Origin of the sequence: Escherichia sp. KTE172 (genome assembly GCF_000408845.1) — a bacterium.
Classification (GTDB): Bacteria; Pseudomonadota; Gammaproteobacteria; order Enterobacterales; family Enterobacteriaceae; genus Escherichia; species Escherichia coli.
Genome location: NZ_KE137316.1, coordinates 1202399 through 1221256 on the forward strand (window position 1 = coordinate 1202399; position 18858 = coordinate 1221256).

Here is an 18858-nt window from a genome sequence, read left to right on the forward strand (position 1 = left end):
AAAACGCGTAACATACATTGCCTGCGTTTAACTTTCTTTGAACTCTTGCAGAAAAATGAGAATTCGTGAGTACGATCACTCAAAATCGCCTGGCAAAAATAAAATCACCCTATAGATGCACAAAAAACGGGCAAAACTACCTGGTTCGCAAAACTGCGTCTAAAGTTAAACCGGGACCTCGCGAGCAAGGGTGAGACGATGGCGCTTTACACAATTGGTGAAGTGGCGTTGCTTTGTGATATTAACCCTGTCACGTTACGCGCGTGGCAGAGGCGTTACGGATTGCTGAAACCGCAACGGACAGACGGCGGCCATCGGCTGTTCAACGATGCCGATATTGACCGGATCCGCGAGATCAAACGCTGGATCGACAACGGCGTGCAGGTCAGCAAAGTTAAAATGCTGCTCAGTAATGAAAATGTTGATGTGCAGAACGGCTGGCGCGATCAGCAAGAAACATTACTGACTTACCTGCAAAGCGGCAATCTGCATAGCCTGCGAACGTGGATCAAAGAGCGCGGTCAGGATTACCCCGCCCAGACGCTCACCACACATCTGTTTATTCCTCTGCGCCGACGACTTCAGTGCCAACAACCGACTCTCCAGGCGCTGCTGGCGATCCTCGACGGCGTACTGATCAACTACATCGCCATTTGCCTGGCTTCGGCACGTAAAAAACAGGGTAAAGATGCGCTGGTGGTTGGCTGGAATATTCACGATACCACCCGTCTGTGGCTGGAGGGCTGGATTGCCAGTCAACAAGGATGGCGCATTGATGTCCTCGCCCACTCGCTCAATCAACTACGCCCTGAACTGTTCGAAGGCCGTACATTGCTGGTGTGGTGCGGTGAAAATCGAACCTCCGCCCAACAGCAGCAACTCACCAGTTGGCAGGAACAAGGCCATGATATTTTCCCACTCGGCATTTAATCATTCGTTAACAAATGCGCTTTACTGTACAATCCTTTCGTTAACATAAGGAGTGCATCATGCGCATAGCTAAAATTGGGGTCATCGCCCTGTTCCTGTTTATGGCGTTAGGCGGAATTGGTGGCGTCATGCTCGCAGGTTATACCTTTATTTTGCGTGCTGGCTAAGCGCCTGCACCAGCCTTTCAAACAGGCGGTCTGCAATGATCGCCGCCAGTGCCACCAGTAACGCCCCCTGGATCACATACGCGGTATTAAATCCGCTAAGCCCGATGATGATGGGCGTACCCAGCGTGCTGGCCCCTACCGTTGAGGCGATCGTCGCCGTACCAATGTTGATAATCACCGAAGTTCGCACGCCCGCCAGAATCACCGGAGCCGCCAGCGGTAGCTCGACCTTACGCAGTCGCTGACCACGGCTCATTCCCATACCTTTCGCAACTTCTGTCACGCTGACATCAATCGCTCCCAGCCCGGCAAGTGTCGCCTGCAGGACGGGCAGCACGCCGTAAAGGATCAAGGCGATAATCGCGGGTTGCAGACCAAAGCCGATCACCGGAACGGCAATCGCCAGCACCGCAACGGGCGGAAAAGTCTGCCCAACGGCGGCAATAGTTTCCACCAGTGGGCGAAATTCCGCGCCCCACGGGCGAGTAACAATAATTCCGGCACCAGTACCAATGATCACCGCAAACAAACTCGAAATTCCCACCAGCCAGAAATGAGCCAGTGCCAGAGCTGCAAAGCTTTCCTGCTGATAAACGGGTCGTGGCAGTTGTGGGAACAAGGCAGCAAACAGCGGCTGGCTGTAAGGCAGCCAGAAAAGCAGTGCCACAAACAAAGCAATGAGCCAGAACAGCGGATCGCGCAACATCTTCATACGCTTACGCCTCCACCAGCAGATCCTGAAAATGCAGCGTGCCGCAAGGCTGGCCCTGCGTGTTCACCACCGGCAGCACCTCGCATCCCCGCGCGACAAACAGGGAGAGCGCATCGCGTAGCGTCATCTCTTCTGCCAGTGCCTCACCTTCTGCCCGTTCTTCGCGACGCACGTAATCCGCCACACTACGTAACGAAAGCAGGCGGACACCCAGTTCACTATGCCCAAAAAACTGGCGGACAAAATCATTCGCCGGACGAGTCAGCATCGTCAGCGGATTGCCCTGCTGCACCACTTCACCGTGATCCATCAACACCAGATGTTCTGCCAGTCGTAGCGCCTCATCAATATCATGAGTGACCAGCACAATGGTACGCCCCAGCAAACGGTGTATGCGCGTCATCTCTTGTTGCAACGCGCCGCGCGTTACCGGGTCCAGCGCGCCAAAAGGTTCATCCATCAGTAAGACTTGCGGATCGGCAGCCAGTGCGCGCGCCACTCCCACACGTTGCTGCTGACCACCGGAAAGCTGATGCGGATAACGCTCACGCAAATTTGGCTCCAACCCCAGTAGCGCCATTAATTCGTCGATACGATCGTCGATCCGCGCCCGTGACCATTTTTGTAATTGCGGCACGGTGGCAATATTTTGCGCCACGCTCCAGTGGGGAAACAGGCCAATAGATTGAATGGCATAGCCCATCCGGCGGCGCAACTCCAGCACTGGCAGCGAGCGAATTTCTTCTCCGGCAAAGCGGATCACGCCATTGTCATGCTCCACCAGGCGGTTAATCATTTTCAGAGTGGTGGATTTACCGGAGCCTGATGTACCAATCAGCACCGAAAAACTCCCCTCCTGAAAATTGAGATTGAGATCGTTAACGGCTTTTTGTATGCCGAACAGTTTGCTGACATGGCTAAATTCAATCATTACGTTTCACCTTCAGCAGTGCGATAAGCAAATCGAACAGCGCATCGATCAGCACCGCCAGAACAATTACCGGGATCACCCCCAGCAACACTAAATCAATGGCACTGCTTAGCAGCCCCTGGAAAACCAGCGCACCAAAACCGCCTGCACCGATTAACGCCGCAATCACCGCCATACCTACAGTTTGCACCATCACCACCCGCAGGCTGCGCAGAAATACCGGTAACGCCAGCGGTAACTGAACATGCAGGAAACGCTGCGCCCCGCTCATCCCCATCGCTCTGGCGCTCTCCAGCACATCGCGCGGGATCTGGTTCAAGCCGACTACCACGCCGCGCACCAGCGGCAGCAAGGCATAGAGCACCAGCGCAATCAGTGCGGGTGTCATTCCGGTTCCTGCTATGCCGAGCTTACCCAGCCACGGAAAGGCCGTAACCAGCGCGGCAAGCGGCGCAATCAACAGGCCAAAGAGCGCCACCGAAGGCACGGTCTGAATGACATTGAGTAGCGAAAAAATCGCCCCCTGCCGCGCAGTGGAAAAGTAGCACCAGACGCCCAACGGCACACCAATCACTAACGCAGGCAGCACCGCACCAAACAGCAACGTCAGATGTTGTGCCAGCGCGTCGTCAAACACATCCTGACGGTTGGCGTATTCTTTCATTAGCGAGAGATCGTTAAGCGCGCCGGAATACAGCAACCACAGCGGAATGATGGCAATCTGCATATGCAACAACCAGCGCCACAGCGGATGCGTGGAGATTCGGCGGATGGCATCGCTACAGGCCAGCAATGCCAGCGCCGCAGCCAGCCAGAAACCACTGCCGAGGCTGGTACGCGCCAGCGCACTGCCATTTTGTGCCAGTTGTGTCGCCGCCTTTCCTGCTCCCCACACCAGCAATACGAAGACGAATTGCGCCAGAATGAGTGCAAAAATGCTGCCTTTTTTAGCGGGAATAAAACAGGCTGTCATCCAGGCGCAACCAACGCCCACCAGCATCCAGATCGTTTGCGGCCACAGCTGCCAGAGATGACGCCCCTCACCCGAAACTAAACGATTAGGCGCGTAACTGATAAACGGCAGCGCCGCTGCGATTGCCGTCAGCAACAGCAGCAGCGCCAGAACAGGATTAATACGGAAATAAGTCACGGGAAATTACTTCGTCCACCCTTTTTGTTTCAGGTAGTCGGCAGCCACTTTTTTGGCATCCAGTCCTTCCACAGCAATGCTGGCATTCAGTTGCTGCAATGTTTTTTCATCGAGGCTGGCGAAGACTGGCTGTAGCCACTGTGCCATTTGTGGATACTCTTTCAACACCGACTCACGCACCACTGGTGCAGGCGCGTAGATAGGTTGCACGCCTTGCGGATCGCTTAAGGTTTGCAGCCCCAGCGCCGCGACCGGGCCGTCAGTGCCGTAAGCCATCGCCGCATTAACGCCAGAGGTTTGCTGGGCAGCGGCTTTGATCGTCACCGCCGTGTCGCCACCAGCCAGTGACAGCAACTGATCCTGACCGAGCTTAAAGCCATAGGCTTTTTCAAACGCGGGTAACGCATCGGCGCGTTCAATAAATTCTGCCGAGGCCGCCAGTTTGAAGGTGCCGCCCTCTTTCAGATAACGACTCAGGTCGGCAAGCGAAGTGAGTTTGTTTTTCTCTGCCACATCCTGACGCACGGCGATAGTCCAGGTGTTATTTGCAGGCGCGGGCGTCAGCCAGATTAACTTGTTTTGCTCTGCATCGAGTTTTTTGACTTTCTCGTAGCCTTGCCCGGCATTTTTCCATGCCGCATCGTTTTCATCTTTAAAGAAAAACGCGCCATTGCCGGTATATTCCGGATAGATATCCAGTTCACCGGAAGTAATCGCCCCGCGCACCACGGGAGTCGTTCCCAGTTGCACTTTATTTACCGTAGGAACACCGTGACTTTCCAGCACCTGCAAAATGATATTGCCGAGCAGCGCGCCTTCGGTATCGATTTTTGAACCGACCTTAACGGGGGAAGCCGCCTGTAGCGGCAGGCTCACGGCTGCCAACAAAACCAATGAACCTGCCCAGAGCTTTGAGAGTGGCATGATGCTTTCCTCATTCTTTTACTGTTGTTTTCAGCGAATTAAGAGAAAAGCATAGTTGATAATGACAGGGTTAGCCTGTCTGGGCAGATTCAGTTGCAGAATCAGATAAATACTTAAAGGGCGCAAACGTCGCGCCCTTACTAAAGCATTACAGCAACTCAAACTCGCCTTTCTTAACGCGTGCGGAATCAGTGCCGATGAAGACATTGAACTTGCCAGGCTCGGCGTCATATTTCATCTGTTGATTCCAGAACTTCAGCGCCTCGATATCAATCGGGAAGCTGACGGTCTGAGTTTCGCCCGGTTTCAGGGTGATTTTCTCAAAGCCTTTCAGCTGCTTCACCGGACGACTCATGGAAGCCGTCACATCCTGCAAGTACATCTGCACTACCGTCGCCCCTTCGCGCTTACCGGTGTTCGTCACCTGCACACTGGCGGTCACTTTGCCGTCACGCTTCATGGTCGGCGCAGAAAGTTTCACATCAGAGACGGTGAAAGTGGTGTAGCTCAGACCATAACCGAACGGATACAGCGCCCCGTTAGCTTCATCAAAATAACGCGAAGTGTATTTGTTCGGCTTGTCGGCATTATACGGACGCCCGGTATTCAGATGGCTGTAGTACACAGGGATCTGCCCGACAGAACGCGGGAAGGACATCGGTAGCTTACCGGACGGGTTGTAATCGCCAAACAATACATCGGCAATCGCATTACCCCCTTCCGTACCCGCAAACCAGGTTTCCAGAATCGCATCAGCCTGCTGATCTTCTTTCACCAGCGCCAGCGGACGCCCATTCATCAGCACCAGCACCAGCGGTTTACCAGTGGCTTTCAACGCCGCAATCAAGTCACGTTGGCTTTGCGGAATAGTAATATCGGTACGGCTGGAGGCCTCGTGCGCCATCCCCTGAGCTTCACCGACCACAGCCACCACCACATCAGATTGTTTCGCGGTTTGCACCGCTTCATCAATCATCTCTTGCGGCGAACGCGGATCGACTTTGACCGCCTCTTCATACTGATTCAGGAAATCGATAATGCCTTTGTCACTGGTGACGTTCGCCCCTTTGGCGTACAGCACTTTACCGTTTTCACCGACGGCATTTTTAATCCCGGTCAGTACGGTCACGGATTGATCGGCAACACCGGCTGCGGACCAGCTGCCCATCACGTCACGTTTACTGTCCGCCAGTGGCCCAACCACCGCAATGGTGGCCGATTTTTTCAGCGGTAACGTTTCGAGACGGTTTTTCAGCAACACCAGGCTTTCACGCGCCACTTCACGCGCTTCTTTGCGGTGCAGGCGGCTTTCGGCATTGGTATCCACCGGGTCAGACTCTTTCGGCCCCAAATGGCTGTATGGGTCGTTAAACAACCCCATATCATATTTAACGTTCAGTACATGACGGGTAGCGTCATCCAGCTCTTCCATCGTCACTTTGCCGGATTTGATCAACCCAGGCAGATACTTCGAGTAGTACTCGTCGCTCATACTCATGTTGATGCCGGATTTCAGCGCCACGCGCACCGCATCTTCCGGGTCTGCCGCCGTGCCATGTTTAATCAGCTCTTTGATTGCGCCGTGATCGGAAACGGTGATGCCTTTAAAGCCCCACTGGTCGCGCAGAACATCTTTCAGCAGCCATGAATCGGAGGTGGCTGGCGTGCCGTTCAGCGAGTTCAGCGCCACCATCACCGCGCCGCTGCCTGCGTCCAGCCCCGCTTTGTACGGCGGCATATAATCATTAAACAGGCGCTGCGGACTCATATCGACGGTGTTGTACTCTTTACCGCCTTCTACCGCACCGTATGCGGCAAAGTGTTTGACGCTGGTCATCACCGAGTAGCGATCTGCCGGACTTTTACCCTGCATCGCTTCCACCATGGTTTTACCCATTGTTGAAGTGAGATACGTATCTTCGCCAAAACCTTCGGAAGCACGTCCCCAGCGCGGATCGCGCGAGACATCGACCATCGGTGCCCAGGTCATATTCAGGCCATCATCTGCCGCTTCATAAGCAGAGACACGCCCGACTGTTTTCACCGCATCGAGGTTAAAAGACGAGGCCAGGCCGAGGCTAATCGGGAACACCGTGCGCTGACCGTGCAGCACGTCGTAAGCAAAGAAAAGAGGAATTTTCAGGCGGCTTAATTCCATCACCTGATCCTGCATGGCGCGGATATCCTGACGGGTTACGGTGTTGAAAATCGCCCCAACCTGACCGTCTTTGATCATCTCGCGGATCGCCTCTTTCGGATTATCCGGGCCGACGCTGATTAAGCGCAGCTGACCAATTTTCTCATCAACTGTCATTTTCTTAAGCAGTTCGGTGACGAACGCATCCCGCGCTTCGGGCGTTAATGGATGGTTGCCGAATAAATCATCTGCCAGTGCTGGCTGCAGGGCCAGACTCACCGCGATTCCTACTGAACATAGCCATTTCATATGGATTTTTCTTCCTCTGTTGCCCGACGAGGCAGCGAAAATAGTGCAAAAACCGTAGTTTGCCATAAGCATGATAGAGAGAGAAAAAGAATGCTCAGTTTATTGTCTGAATTTTCAAAATATTCACTCGCTGAATTGTCATACAAGGCGCTATTCTAGTTTGTGATATTTTTTCGCCACCACAAGGAGTGGAAAATGTCTTCCATGACAACAACTGATAATAAAGCCTTTTTGAATGAACTTGCCCGACTGGTGGGTTCTTCACACCTGCTCACCGATCCCGCAAAAACGGCCCGCTATCGCAAGGGCTTCCGTTCTGGTCAGGGCGATGCACTGGCTGTCGTTTTCCCTGGCTCACTACTGGAATTGTGGCGGGTGCTGAAAGCCTGCGTCACCGCCGACAAAATTATTCTGATGCAGGCAGCCAATACAGGTCTGACCGAAGGCTCGACGCCAAACGGTAACGACTATGATCGCGATATCGTGATCATCAGCACCCTGCGTCTCGACAAGCTGCACGTTCTTGGCAAGGGCGAACAGGTGCTGGCCTATCCGGGCACCACGCTTTATTCGCTGGAAAAAGCCCTCAAACCGCTGGGACGCGAACCGCACTCGGTGATTGGCTCATCGTGTATAGGCGCATCGGTCATCGGCGGTATTTGTAACAACTCCGGCGGCTCGCTGGTGCAGCGTGGCCCGGCGTATACCGAAATGTCGTTATTCGCGCGTATAAATGAAGACGGCAAACTGACGCTGGTGAACCATCTGGGGATTGATCTGGGCGAAACGCCGGAGCAGATCCTTAGCAAGCTGGATGACGATCGCATCAAAGATGACGATGTGCGCCACGATGGTCGTCACGCCCACGATTATGACTATGTCCACCGCGTTCGTGATATTGAAGCCGACACGCCCGCACGTTATAACGCCGATCCGGATCGGTTATTTGAATCTTCTGGTTGCGCCGGGAAGCTGGCCGTCTTTGCGGTACGTCTTGATACCTTCGAAGCGGAAAAAAATCAGCAGGTGTTTTATATCGGCACCAACCAGCCAGAAGTACTGACCGAAATCCGCCGTCATATTCTGGCTAATTTCGAAAATCTGCCGGTTGCCGGGGAATATATGCACCGGGATATCTACGATATTGCGGAAAAATACGGCAAAGACACCTTCCTGATGATTGATAAGTTAGGCAGCGACAAGATGCCGTTCTTCTTTAATCTCAAGGGGCGCACCGATGCGATGCTGGAGAAAGTGAAATTCTTCCGTCCGCATTTTACCGACCGTGCGATGCAAAAATTCGGTCACCTGTTCCCCAGCCATTTACCGCCGCGCATGAAAAACTGGCGCGATAAATACGAGCATCATCTGCTGTTAAAAATGGCGGGCGATGGCGTCGGTGAAGCCAAATCGTGGCTGGTGGATTATTTCAAACAGGCCGAAGGCGATTTCTTTGTCTGTACGCCGGAGGAAGGTAGCAAAGCGTTTTTACACCGTTTCGCCGCTGCGGGCGCAGCAATTCGTTATCAGGCGGTGCATTCCGATGAAGTCGAAGACATTCTGGCACTGGATATCGCTCTGCGGCGTAACGACACCGAGTGGTATGAGCATTTACCGCCGGAAATCGACAGCCAGCTGGTGCACAAGCTCTATTACGGCCATTTTATGTGCTATGTCTTCCATCAGGATTACATCGTTAAAAAAGGCGTGGATGTGCATGCGTTGAAAGAACAGATGCTGGAACTGCTGCAGCAGCGTGGCGCGCAATATCCTGCCGAACATAACGTCGGTCATTTGTATAAAGCACCGGAGACGTTGCAGAAGTTTTATCGCGAGAACGATCCGACCAACAGTATGAATCCGGGGATCGGTAAAACCAGTAAGCGGAAAAACTGGCAGGAAGTGGAGTAAAAATTACGGATGGCAGAGTATCGCCATCCGAATTCACTTAATCGTTCTGTGCCGTCTGCCCCGCCGCCGCCATTTGGGCGGCTTTTTGTTTTTTATAGCTCAACGCTGCTGCCGGAACAGGCATCACTTTACCGGTCTCAATCCAGGTACGCAGGCGGCTGGCATCGGCAAAATGGGTATATTTGCCAAACGCGTCCATCACTACCAGCGCCACCGGTTTATTATTGATAACCGTACGCATCACCAGACAATGGCCCGCCGCATTGGTAAAGCCGGTTTTGGTTAACTGAATATTCCAGTTATCGCGATACACCAGATGGTTAGTATTGCGGAACGGCAGCGTATACGTCGGGTTAGAGAAGGTTGCCATATCTTCCCGGGTGGTACTTAACTGCCCGATCAACGGATATTGTTTGCTGGCAATGAGCAGTTTGGTTAAGTCACGGGCGGTTGAAACGTTATGCACCGACAATCCGGTCGGTTCAACAAAGCGCGTGTTGTTCATTCCGAGCGATTTCGCTTTCGCATTCATCGCCTTAATAAAGGCTTTGTAACCACCGGGATAATGGTGCGCAAGGCTTGCCGCCGCGCGGTTTTCTGAAGACATCAGCGCCAGCAACAGCATATCTTTACGGCTGATTTCGCTATTCAGTCGTACGCGCGAATAGACCCCTTTCATCTCCGGCGTCTGGCTGATATCCACTTTTAGTTTTTCATCCAGCGGCAGTCGCGCATCCAGCACGACCATCGCGGTCATTAATTTGCTGATAGACGCAATCGGACGCACCAGATCCGGGTGGTTCGAATAGATCACTTTGTTGGTATTCAGATCAACAATCATCGCGCTACCGGAGGCAATTTCCGGCTGTGAAGCGGTGGTAGCGGCTGCCGTTTTCGCAACGGCCTGCGGTGCCAAAGGCACAGCCAGCATCAGGGCCAGGCTAAATAAAGAAACTCGAAATTTCGGCATGATGAGCATTCAGATAGTGGTTCACGCGCACGGGTTGCGCACCGCCGGAGTAAGGATTTACTGAGGCTAGCGACGCCATCATAACGAGCAAAAAGTGCGATCGTCAAAGGAGAATCGTGAGGAAATGCTGCATTGCTGACATTTACGCCAGCAATGCAACACAAAAGTACTTTCTAGAACAAACGATAACCGTAGCCCCATAGTATAACGGTAAGGGCGAGCAGCACTTCCAGCACCAGCACGCCAATCGCCAGCGTCGAACTGGAGAAGCTAAGGCCTTCCTCTTTGTTGATATTCAGGAAGCTCGGAATACCGAGATAAAGCAGGTAGCCGGTGTAAAACAGCGCCACCGTGCCGACCAGCGCACACAACCAGACCAGTGGATAAAGCGCCACCAGACCGCTTAAAAACAGCGGAGTTGCAACGTAGCCCGCGAAGACCATGCAGTGCGCAAGTGATGGACGTTGCGGATAATTGCGCGCCATCCACCAGATGACCCGCCCCATCACCGCGACCCCAGCCAGCATAACGCCATAAAACAAGACAGCCAGCGCCAGTCCGGTAAACCAGGATAACTTCAGGATAGTGCCATCGCCAAAATTCCAGCCAATCTGTGTAGTGCCAATGAAGGCGCAAATCACCGGAATCGCCGCCATCAGCAAAACGTGGTGGGTGTAATGGTGAGAAATCGTTTCGTTTTCGCGATTAATCACCTGCATTTCACGATCGGGATGGGAAAACAGTCCCCAGACATGGCTCATACCGCCCCCTTGTTGTGAGTTCATGAACCTGACAGTTCAAGTATAAGTCAGCTTGTGATTATTTTTTGTTCGTTCATGTAATTTGCACCGTCTGATGTACGTCCTTTTTCAGCGTGAACTATTCACAGGGTGTATGCTTACAGGCAAGCAAAGGGAGACAGACTGGCCTATGGATCTCAATACACTCATCTCACAATATGGTTATGCCGCGCTGGTGATCGGTAGCCTGGCGGAAGGTGAAACCGTGACTTTGCTGGGAGGCGTTGCGGCACATCAGGGGCTATTAAAGTTCCCGCTGGTGGTACTTTCTGTGGCGCTTGGCGGCATGATTGGCGACCAGGTGCTTTATCTGTGCGGGCGGCGCTTTGGCGGCAAGCTATTACGCCGTTTCTCGAAACATCAGGATAAAATTGAGCGGGCGCAGAAACTTATCCAACGCCATCCGTATCTGTTTGTCATTGGTACGCGTTTTATGTATGGCTTTAGGGTGATTGGCCCGACGCTGATTGGTGCCAGCCAGCTGCCGCCGAAAATCTTTCTGCCACTGAATATCCTTGGCGCATTTGCCTGGGCGTTGATTTTTACCACTATCGGTTACGCTGGTGGTCAGGTGATTGCGCCGTGGTTGCACAATCTCGACCAGCATTTGAAGCACTGGGTCTGGTTGATTCTGGTCGTGGTTCTGGTGGTAGGCGTGCGCTGGTGGCTGAAACGGCGCGGGAAGAAAAAGCCGGATAATCAGGCATAAAGCAGTTGCCACAGATAAGCATTCACGCCACATCCGGCACCGGATGTTCCATGCCTGATGCGACGCTGGCGTGTCTTATCTGGCCTAACCCAATGAAATAACCACGCACCTCACTGCGCTATTCTGGGTTGAACTGCGGATTCGCCAACATAAAGCCGCCATCCACTATCAACGACTGCCCAGTGGTGTAATTTGCGCCCTCCGAACAAAGCCACACCACCAGGCTGGCAATCTCATGCGTTGCGCCAAAACGCCGCAAGGGAATCGAAGGCTCCGCGCCGGGCTTCACGTCGCCATCATCCATGCCGTTCATTGGCGTGGCGATCGCCCAAGGTGCAACCGCATTCACCAAAATCTTATGCCTGACCAGCTCCAGCGCCATCGCTTTGGTTAACCCGCCGAGCGCATGTTTAGCGGCTGTGTAGGCGCTGGCATCCGGCAACGGCGTATGTTCATGCACCGACGTAATGTTGATGATGCGACCACCCTGCCCTTGTTTCACCATCTGGCGGGCAGCAATTTGCGAGCATAAAAATGCACCATCGACATCAACGGTAAAAATCTTGCGCCACTCATCGAAAGCCATATCAAGAAACGGCGCTTTGGTCATTGCGCCCGCATTATTCACCAGCACATCAATACGCCCCAGCCGTTGAATGAGTTTCTCCAGCGCCAGTGCCCCTTCTGGTAGATTGCCGAGATCCAGCTGCACGATCTCCGCACGTACGCCGTGGCTAACCACCTCACGCGCGGTATCTTTTGCCCCTTCTTCATCAGAGTGCCAGGTAATACCAATATCAAACCCCTGCTGCGCCAGTAATAACGCGCACTCTTTGCCGATCCCCGAATCGGAGGCGGTAATAATCGCAACCTGTGCCATCGAGTTCTCCACTTAACGCTGAATAAACGTTAAGTATAGAAGGCGCATATCATCAGCGTTTGTAACCCCCGCCCAACGCACCAGTGAGTTGAATGGAGGCATCCAGCCACTGCCCTTGCAATAACAGGCCATTGGCCCGCTCGCGAAGCGCCGGGATTCTGGCTTCGCTGACGCGGGAACCGGCAATGATGCCCGCGTTAAAGCGCGCCTGCGCAAGACCTACTACACGCAAGGCATCGCGCTCAATTTGCGCCTGATGCTGGTTTTTCTCCGCCAGTGTCTGAACCTGACTGGCTGCCCGCGCCACGTCATTCACCGCTTCAACCACCGCTTTGTTGTAGCTGGCGATAGACAAGTTGCTTTCGGCTTTTGCGATATCGAGGTTGGCGTTAAGACGACCACTATCGAAAATGGGTAGCGTCAGGCCTGCCGTAACGCCCATTTGCTGCGCGGAATGACGGAACAGATCGCTTAAGTGCAACGCATCCTGTTGCAGGAAGGCCATCAGGTTGATGTCAGGATAAAATGCCGCTTTTGCCGCATCAATGGTGCTTAGCGATGACTCAACGTACCAGTGCGCCGCCTGCAAATCTGCCCGCCGGGCCAGTAAGGAGTACCCCAGTTCATCAGGAAGCTGGCTTGCCACTTTCGGCAACGCGACCGGTTTAAGCTTCAGTGACTTTGTCTGGTGATTTGTGAGTGCATTTAACCGTGCCTCAATAATTTTCATTTTCCCCGCGACATCGTTGAGCTGCTGCCGGGTTTTGCTGGCATTAATATCGGTTTCCACACCTTCAACTGAAGAAGTAATCCCGTTCTGATATAGCTGGCGATCGGTGGCGATAATGGTGTTCTGCTCTTTTTCGATTTGCTGTAAGACAGTGTTTAACGCCGCCTGGGTTTGCCACTCCCAGTACAGACGGGCTACGCTGCCAGCCAGCAATTGGCGGGTTTGCTCGCGTTCCGCCGCCCGTGCTTTAACCGTACCCAGGCGAGCAGTAACCTCCGCCCGATTCTTTCCCCAGATATCGAGATGCCAGCCCGCCGTTAAGCCAAAAGTACCGTTGGTGTACCACGGACCGGTCGTACCTGCGGCAGGATCGTTCAGAGCAAACGGCCCCATTAACCCTTCTGCCGACATTTTTTGCCGCTCCATATCCGCAGAAAAGTCGATCTGCGGACCATCCTGAGTGGCAACTGCCTTCGCCTGGGCTTCAGCCAGCTGAATGCGCTGTTCAGCCACCTGCATATCCGGTGCGTTCTGTAGTGCATTGTTAATTAATGAAGTGAGTTGATTATCGTGATACTCCAGCCACCATTGGCTGTCTGGCCAACCATTTTTCAGCGCCGTGGGTAATGCGGTGTCAACTTGTGAAGCGGGCGTTTGCTGGCTTAACGCCTGGCGGGTTTCATGCATAGGCGCACACCCGGCCAGCATCAGTAACAGCGGAAAACAGGCGATGGCGGGATAAAAGGAATCACGATTCATGGGGGAATAATCAGGTAAGAAAAGGTGCGCGGAGATTACCGTGTGTTGCGATATATTTTTTAGTTTCGCGTGGCAATACATCAGTAGCAATAAAACGACATATCCAGAAAAATATACACTAAGTGAATGATATCTTCCGATTTATCTTAATCGTTTATGGATAACGGCAAAGGGCTTCGTTTTTTCCTATACTTATTCAGCACTCACAAATAAAGGAACGCCAATGAAAATTATACTCTGGGCTGTATTGATTATTTTCCTGATTGGGCTACTGGTGGTGACTGGCGTATTTAAGATGATATTTTAAAATTAATTAATGTCATCAGATCCGAAAATAACGAGAATATTTCAGTCTCTCATCCTGTTGCGCTCCTGTCATGTGCATTGCTTCATATAATCACTGGCGCAAGGAGCGCGCAGGGGGCGACCAATCGCCGCCGCCCCCTGCACCCCCGGGCTCTGGCGAACAAAATCGCCGCTGCGCGGTGCCCTCGGCTTATCCCTTACGGCTACCGGGTCGGGCGCGAGGTAACATCCCTGTAAAACGCGCCCTCAGCCCACATCCATGTGGGCTGCCCCGGCCTTCGGGGAACGCCTCGGCGATTTTGACGCCACCAAACAACCGTGCGGCCTATTGATAAAGAGCTAACACATTGTCAAAAAACATCACTATGGTTTTTTAGAGTTTCTCGATATCAATTGCCTGAATAGCCCTTGCAATATCAGGGGAATTATTCAACACCCGAACATGCTGAAATAATTCCGTTGCTTCATCGTATTCTTTACGCAAATAACTCAACCACTGTTTAATCCGCGCAACGTGATATAACCCGGTATCGCCCTGCTTTTCCAGACGGGTATATTTTTGCAGCAAAGCAACTACCTCCGGCCACGGCATTCGCGGTTCGTTATATTTTACCACCCGGCTCAGGTTGGGAATATTGAGCGCCCCGCGACCAATCATCACTGCGTCACAGCCGCTGATCGCCATGCATTGTTGCGCGCTCTGCCAGTCCCAGATTTCACCGTTGGCAATCACCGGAATATTCAGCCGCTGGCGAATCTCGCCAATCGCCTGCCAGTCAATATGCTCCGCGCGGTAACCCTGCTCTTTCGTCCGCCCATGCACCACCAGCTCTGTAGCACCAGCCTGTTGAACCGCATCGGCGATTTCAAATTTCTTCTCACCGCTGTCCCAGCCCAGACGCACTTTTACGCTGACGGGCAAATGCGCCGGTACAACTTCACGCATCGCTTTTGCCCCCTGGTAGATGAGTTCAGGATCTTTGAGTAACGTCGCGCCGCCGCCGCTACCGTTAACCGTTTTCGACGGGCAGCCGCAATTGAGATCCACACCCCAGGAACCTAACTCGACCGCACGGGCGGCATTCTCTGCCAGCCATTGTGGGAACTGACCTAACAACTGCACGCGCACCAGCGTACCGGAAGGTGTCCGGCTGGCATTTTGTAGCTCAGGGCAAATGCGATGAAAGACTTTTATTGGCAGCAGTTGATCCACCACGCGGACAAACTCGGTGATGCACAGATCGTAGTCGTTAACTTCGGTCAGCAATTCACGCACCAGAGAGTCGAGTACACCCTCCATCGGAGCCAGTAACACACGCATATCATCACCCGCAAAAAAATGAGGCGCTATGTTAGCGCCTATGGTCAACGGATTAAAGGTCTGCAAAGAGGGATTGCTGCAAACTGCATTCCCTCTCTATGCTTGATGTATGCCTGAGTTCGCTGCTCATTGCGTAATGCCCGGGAGCGAAAAAATAAGCGCTGATTTCTTAATGTGATCGGTAGCACGTTTTACGAATTAATTGTATGATGAATCCATCTCATCTGGGGTGTTGATTATGAGTAAGACACTGAACATTATCTGGCAATATTTACGCGCTTTCGTCCTGATTTATGCCTGCCTGTATGCAGGCATTTTCATTGCTTCACTGCTACCGGTAACCATTCCGGGCAGCATCATCGGGATGCTAATCCTGTTTGTCCTGCTGGCCTTGCAAATACTTCCGGCGAAATGGGTCAATCCGGGGTGCTACGTACTGATTCGCTATATGGCGCTATTGTTTGTGCCGATTGGCGTAGGCGTCATGCAATATTTTGATTTGCTCCGCGCACAGTTTGGCCCGGTAGTGGTTTCCTGTGCAGTCAGTACGCTGGTGGTTTTTCTGGTGGTGAGCTGGAGTTCGCAACTGGTGCATGGTGAACGTAAAGTCGTAGGTCAGAAAGGATCAGAAGAATGATGGCGAATATCTGGTGGTCATTACCGCTGACATTGATTGTCTTTTTTGCCGCCCGCAAACTGGCGGCACGGTATAAGTTTCCCTTGCTTAACCCGTTGCTGGTAGCAATGGTGGTGATCATTCCTTTTTTAATGCTGACCGGCATCTCCTACGACAGCTACTTTAAAGGTAGCGAAGTGCTAAACGATCTGCTGCAACCGGCGGTCGTCGCGCTGGCCTATCCTTTATATGAGCAGCTACACCAGATCCGCGCGCGCTGGAAATCGATCATCACCATCTGTTTTATCGGCAGCGTGGTTGCGATGGTGACGGGGACTTCCGTGGCATTGTTGATGGGCGCTTCTCCGGAAATCGCCGCGTCAATCCTGCCGAAATCAGTCACCACGCCTATTGCAATGGCGGTTGGCGGCAGTATTGGCGGTATTCCGGCAATCAGCGCAGTTTGCGTCATTTTCGTCGGCATCCTCGGCGCTGTGTTTGGCCATACATTGCTTAATGCGATGCGTATTCGTACCAAAGCTGCGCGCGGTCTGGCGATGGGGACAGCCTCGCACGCCCTCGGTACGGCGCGCTGCGCCGAGCTGGATTATCAGGAAGGTGCGTTTAGTTCGCTGGCACTGGTGTTATGCGGGATTATTACTTCGCTGATCGCACCGTTCCTTTTCCCGATTATTCTGGCAGTAATGGGCTAAAATTTGCGATGCGTCGCGCATTTTTGATGTAAGTTTCACGCGTTGCATAATTAATGAGATTCAGATCACATATAAAGCCATAACGGGTTCGTAAACTGTTATCCCATTACATGATTATGAGGCAACGCCATGCATCCACGTTTTCAAACCGCTTTTGCCCAACTTGCGGATAACTTGCAATCTGCACTGGAACCTATTCTGGCAGACAAGTACTTCCCCGCTTTGTTGACCGGGGAGCAAGTCTCATCGCTAAAGAGCGCAACGGGGCTGGACGAAGACGCGCTGGCATTCGCACTACTTCCGCTGGCGGCGGCCTGTGCGCGTACGCCATTGTCGAATTTTAATGTTGGCGCAATTGCGCGCGGTGTGAGCGGAACCTGGTATTTTGGTGCCAATATGGAATTTATTGGTGCGACAATGCAGCAAACCGTTCATGCCGAACAAAGCGCGATCAGCCACGCCTGGTTGAGTGGTGAAAAAGCGCTTGCAGCCATCACCGTTAACTACACGCCTTGTGGTCACTGCCGTCAGTTTATGAATGAACTAAACAGCGGTCTGGATCTGCGTATTCATCTGCCGGGCCGCGAGGCACACGCGCTGCGTGACTATCTGCCGGATGCCTTTGGGCCGAAAGATCTGGAGATTAAAACGCTGCTGATGGACGAGCAGGATCACGGCTATGCGCTGACGGGTGATGCGCTTTCTCAGGCGGCGATTGCAGCGGCAAACCGTTCGCACATGCCTTACAGTAAGTCGCCAAGCGGTGTCGCGCTGGAATGTAAAGACGGTCGTATTTTCAGCGGCAGCTACGCTGAAAACGCCGCATTCAACCCGACTCTGCCACCGTTGCAGGGGGCGTTAATTCTGTTGAATCTCAAGGGTTATGATTACCCGGATATCCAGCGCGCGGTTCTGGCAGAAAAAGCCGATGCGCCGTTGATTCAGTGGGATGCCACCTCCGCAACGCTGAAAGCTCTCGGCTGTCACAATATCGACCGCGTGCTTCTCGCTTAAGCCTGGTGCCGGATGCGGCGTGAACGCCTTGTCCGGCTTGCCAGCCCTCTCCTGGTGTCGAAAATCCCGGCAAACAGTTTGCCGTTTCTTGCGCAAAACCAGCGGGTAAAGTAGCCTGATGGAAATTTTCCTTAGATCGAGTCTCCTGCATGTTAAAGCGCGTGTTCCTCAGCCTGTTAGTCCTGATCGGCTTGCTGCTGTTGACTGTGCTCGGCCTCGATCGCTGGATGAGCTGGAAAACCGCGCCTTATATCTACGACGAATTGCAGGATCTCCCCTACCGCCAGGTCGGTGTGGTGCTCGGCACAGCAAAATATTATCGTACTGGCGTAATTAATCAGTATTATCGCTACCGCATTCAAGGAGCGATTAATGCCTATAACAGCGGTAAGGTAAATTATCTATTACTGAGCGGCGATAACGCATTGCAAAGTTATAATGAGCCGATGACCATGCGCAAAGATTTAATCGCTGCTGGTGTCGACCCATCAGATATTGTTCTCGATTACGCAGGCTTTCGTACGCTGGATTCCATCGTGCGTACACGCAAAGTTTTCGATACTAATGATTTCATTATTATCACCCAACGTTTCCACTGTGAGCGGGCATTATTTATTGCGCTGCATATGGGGATTCAGGCTCAGTGTTATGCCGTACCGTCACCGAAAGATATGCTGTCAGTACGTATTCGCGAATTTGCCGCCCGTTTCGGAGCGCTGGCCGACCTTTATATTTTTAAACGTGAACCGCGTTTTTTAGGGCCGCTGGTCCCTATTCCGGCTATGCACCAGGTGCCGGAAGATGCGCAGGGGTATCCCGCCGTCACGCCCGAACAGTTACTTGAATTGCAAAAGAAACAAGGAAAGTAG

Annotated in this window: 19 protein-coding genes; 9 read left to right on the top strand and 10 right to left on the bottom strand. The window is 52.8% G+C overall.

From position 1 onward, the window contains the following. The first annotated feature begins 198 nt into the window (after positions 1-198). A complete protein-coding gene (mlrA, locus tag G434_RS17785; protein ID WP_001240398.1) occupies positions 199-930 on the top strand; it encodes an HTH-type transcriptional regulator MlrA in 732 nt (243 codons plus the stop codon). A gap of 59 nt (positions 931-989) precedes the next feature. Then, positions 990-1097: a protein YohO gene (locus tag G434_RS17780; protein ID WP_001216963.1), complete on the top strand. Its 108-nt coding sequence runs from the start codon at positions 990-992 to the stop codon at positions 1095-1097. On the opposite strand, the gene yehW is transcribed toward G434_RS17780, so the two are convergent. The 5 genes from yehW to bglX form a co-directional block, all read right to left on the bottom strand. Next, complete coding sequence (gene yehW / locus G434_RS17775; RefSeq protein ID WP_000783145.1) at positions 1078-1809, bottom strand: glycine betaine ABC transporter permease YehW; 732 nt, start codon at positions 1807-1809, stop codon at positions 1078-1080. The two genes, G434_RS17780 and yehW, sit on opposite strands and share 20 nt — an antisense overlap. 4 nt (positions 1810-1813) lie before the next feature. Further along, complete coding sequence (yehX, locus tag G434_RS17770; RefSeq protein WP_000569372.1) at positions 1814-2740, bottom strand: glycine betaine ABC transporter ATP binding protein YehX; 927 nt, start codon at positions 2738-2740, stop codon at positions 1814-1816. Next, positions 2733-3890, bottom strand: coding sequence for a glycine betaine ABC transporter permease YehY (yehY, locus tag G434_RS17765; protein WP_000220845.1), 1158 nt, complete (start codon positions 3888-3890; stop codon positions 2733-2735). Before yehY ends, yehX begins: the two co-directional genes overlap by 8 nt. 6 nt (positions 3891-3896) lie before the next feature. Then, a complete protein-coding gene (gene osmF, locus G434_RS17760) occupies positions 3897-4814 on the bottom strand; it encodes a glycine betaine ABC transporter substrate-binding protein OsmF (RefSeq protein WP_001131232.1) in 918 nt (305 codons plus the stop codon). Positions 4815-4962: 148 nt separating this feature from the next. Beyond that, positions 4963-7260 (bottom strand): beta-glucosidase BglX, encoded by a 2298-nt coding sequence (gene bglX / locus G434_RS17755; RefSeq protein ID WP_000871518.1) that lies wholly within the window; start codon positions 7258-7260, stop codon positions 4963-4965. Positions 7261-7455: 195 nt separating this feature from the next. Here bglX and dld point away from each other — a divergent pair, with 195 nt between their 5' ends. Beyond that, a complete protein-coding gene (gene dld, locus G434_RS17750; RefSeq protein WP_000097398.1) occupies positions 7456-9171 on the top strand; it encodes a D-lactate dehydrogenase in 1716 nt (571 codons plus the stop codon). Positions 9172-9208: 37 nt separating this feature from the next. On the opposite strand, the gene pbpG is transcribed toward dld, so the two are convergent. Further along, positions 9209-10141 (bottom strand): D-alanyl-D-alanine endopeptidase, encoded by a 933-nt coding sequence (gene pbpG, locus G434_RS17745; protein ID WP_001295432.1) that lies wholly within the window; start codon positions 10139-10141, stop codon positions 9209-9211. A 173-nt stretch (positions 10142-10314) separates the two neighbouring features. Continuing rightward, complete coding sequence (locus tag G434_RS17740; RefSeq protein ID WP_001295454.1) at positions 10315-10902, bottom strand: Yip1 family protein; 588 nt, start codon at positions 10900-10902, stop codon at positions 10315-10317. 169 nt (positions 10903-11071) lie between these two features. On the opposite strand from G434_RS17740, the gene G434_RS17735 reads away from it, so the two are divergent. Next, entirely contained in the window at positions 11072-11650 is a 579-nt protein-coding gene (locus tag G434_RS17735; RefSeq protein ID WP_000365433.1) for a DedA family protein, read from the top strand. 118 nt (positions 11651-11768) lie between these two features. On the opposite strand, the gene G434_RS17730 is transcribed toward G434_RS17735, so the two are convergent. Together G434_RS17730 and mdtQ are read right to left on the bottom strand one after the other, a co-directional pair. Further along, complete coding sequence (locus G434_RS17730) at positions 11769-12530, bottom strand: SDR family oxidoreductase (protein WP_000079540.1); 762 nt, start codon at positions 12528-12530, stop codon at positions 11769-11771. Between the two features lie 52 nt (positions 12531-12582). Further along, the gene (gene mdtQ / locus G434_RS17725; protein ID WP_001078160.1) at positions 12583-14019 is read right to left on the bottom strand and encodes a multidrug resistance outer membrane protein MdtQ; all 1437 of its coding nucleotides are present in this window, start codon (positions 14017-14019) and stop codon (positions 12583-12585) included. 223 nt (positions 14020-14242) lie between these two features. Here mdtQ and yohP point away from each other — a divergent pair, with 223 nt between their 5' ends. Then, positions 14243-14326 (top strand): small membrane protein YohP, encoded by an 84-nt coding sequence (gene yohP / locus G434_RS0125045; RefSeq protein ID WP_000691708.1) that lies wholly within the window; start codon positions 14243-14245, stop codon positions 14324-14326. A gap of 372 nt (positions 14327-14698) precedes the next feature. Here yohP and dusC read toward each other — a convergent pair whose 3' ends face one another. Then, entirely contained in the window at positions 14699-15646 is a 948-nt protein-coding gene (dusC, locus tag G434_RS17720) for a tRNA dihydrouridine(16) synthase DusC (RefSeq protein ID WP_001264851.1), read from the bottom strand. A 238-nt stretch (positions 15647-15884) separates the two neighbouring features. Here dusC and G434_RS17715 point away from each other — a divergent pair, with 238 nt between their 5' ends. The 4 genes from G434_RS17715 (at position 15885) to sanA (ending at position 18858) form a co-directional block, all read left to right on the top strand. Continuing rightward, entirely contained in the window at positions 15885-16283 is a 399-nt protein-coding gene (locus G434_RS17715) for a CidA/LrgA family protein (RefSeq protein ID WP_001295452.1), read from the top strand. Next, complete coding sequence (locus tag G434_RS17710; RefSeq protein WP_000968208.1) at positions 16280-16975, top strand: CidB/LrgB family autolysis modulator; 696 nt, start codon at positions 16280-16282, stop codon at positions 16973-16975. The genes G434_RS17715 and G434_RS17710 overlap by 4 nt, the downstream gene beginning before the upstream one ends. Before the next feature lie 129 nt (positions 16976-17104). Next, on the top strand, positions 17105-17989 hold the full coding sequence (cdd, locus tag G434_RS17705; protein ID WP_000553553.1) for a cytidine deaminase: 885 nt from the start codon (positions 17105-17107) through the stop codon (positions 17987-17989). A gap of 149 nt (positions 17990-18138) precedes the next feature. Beyond that, positions 18139-18858, top strand: coding sequence for an outer membrane permeability protein SanA (sanA, locus tag G434_RS17700; protein ID WP_000920064.1), 720 nt, complete (start codon positions 18139-18141; stop codon positions 18856-18858).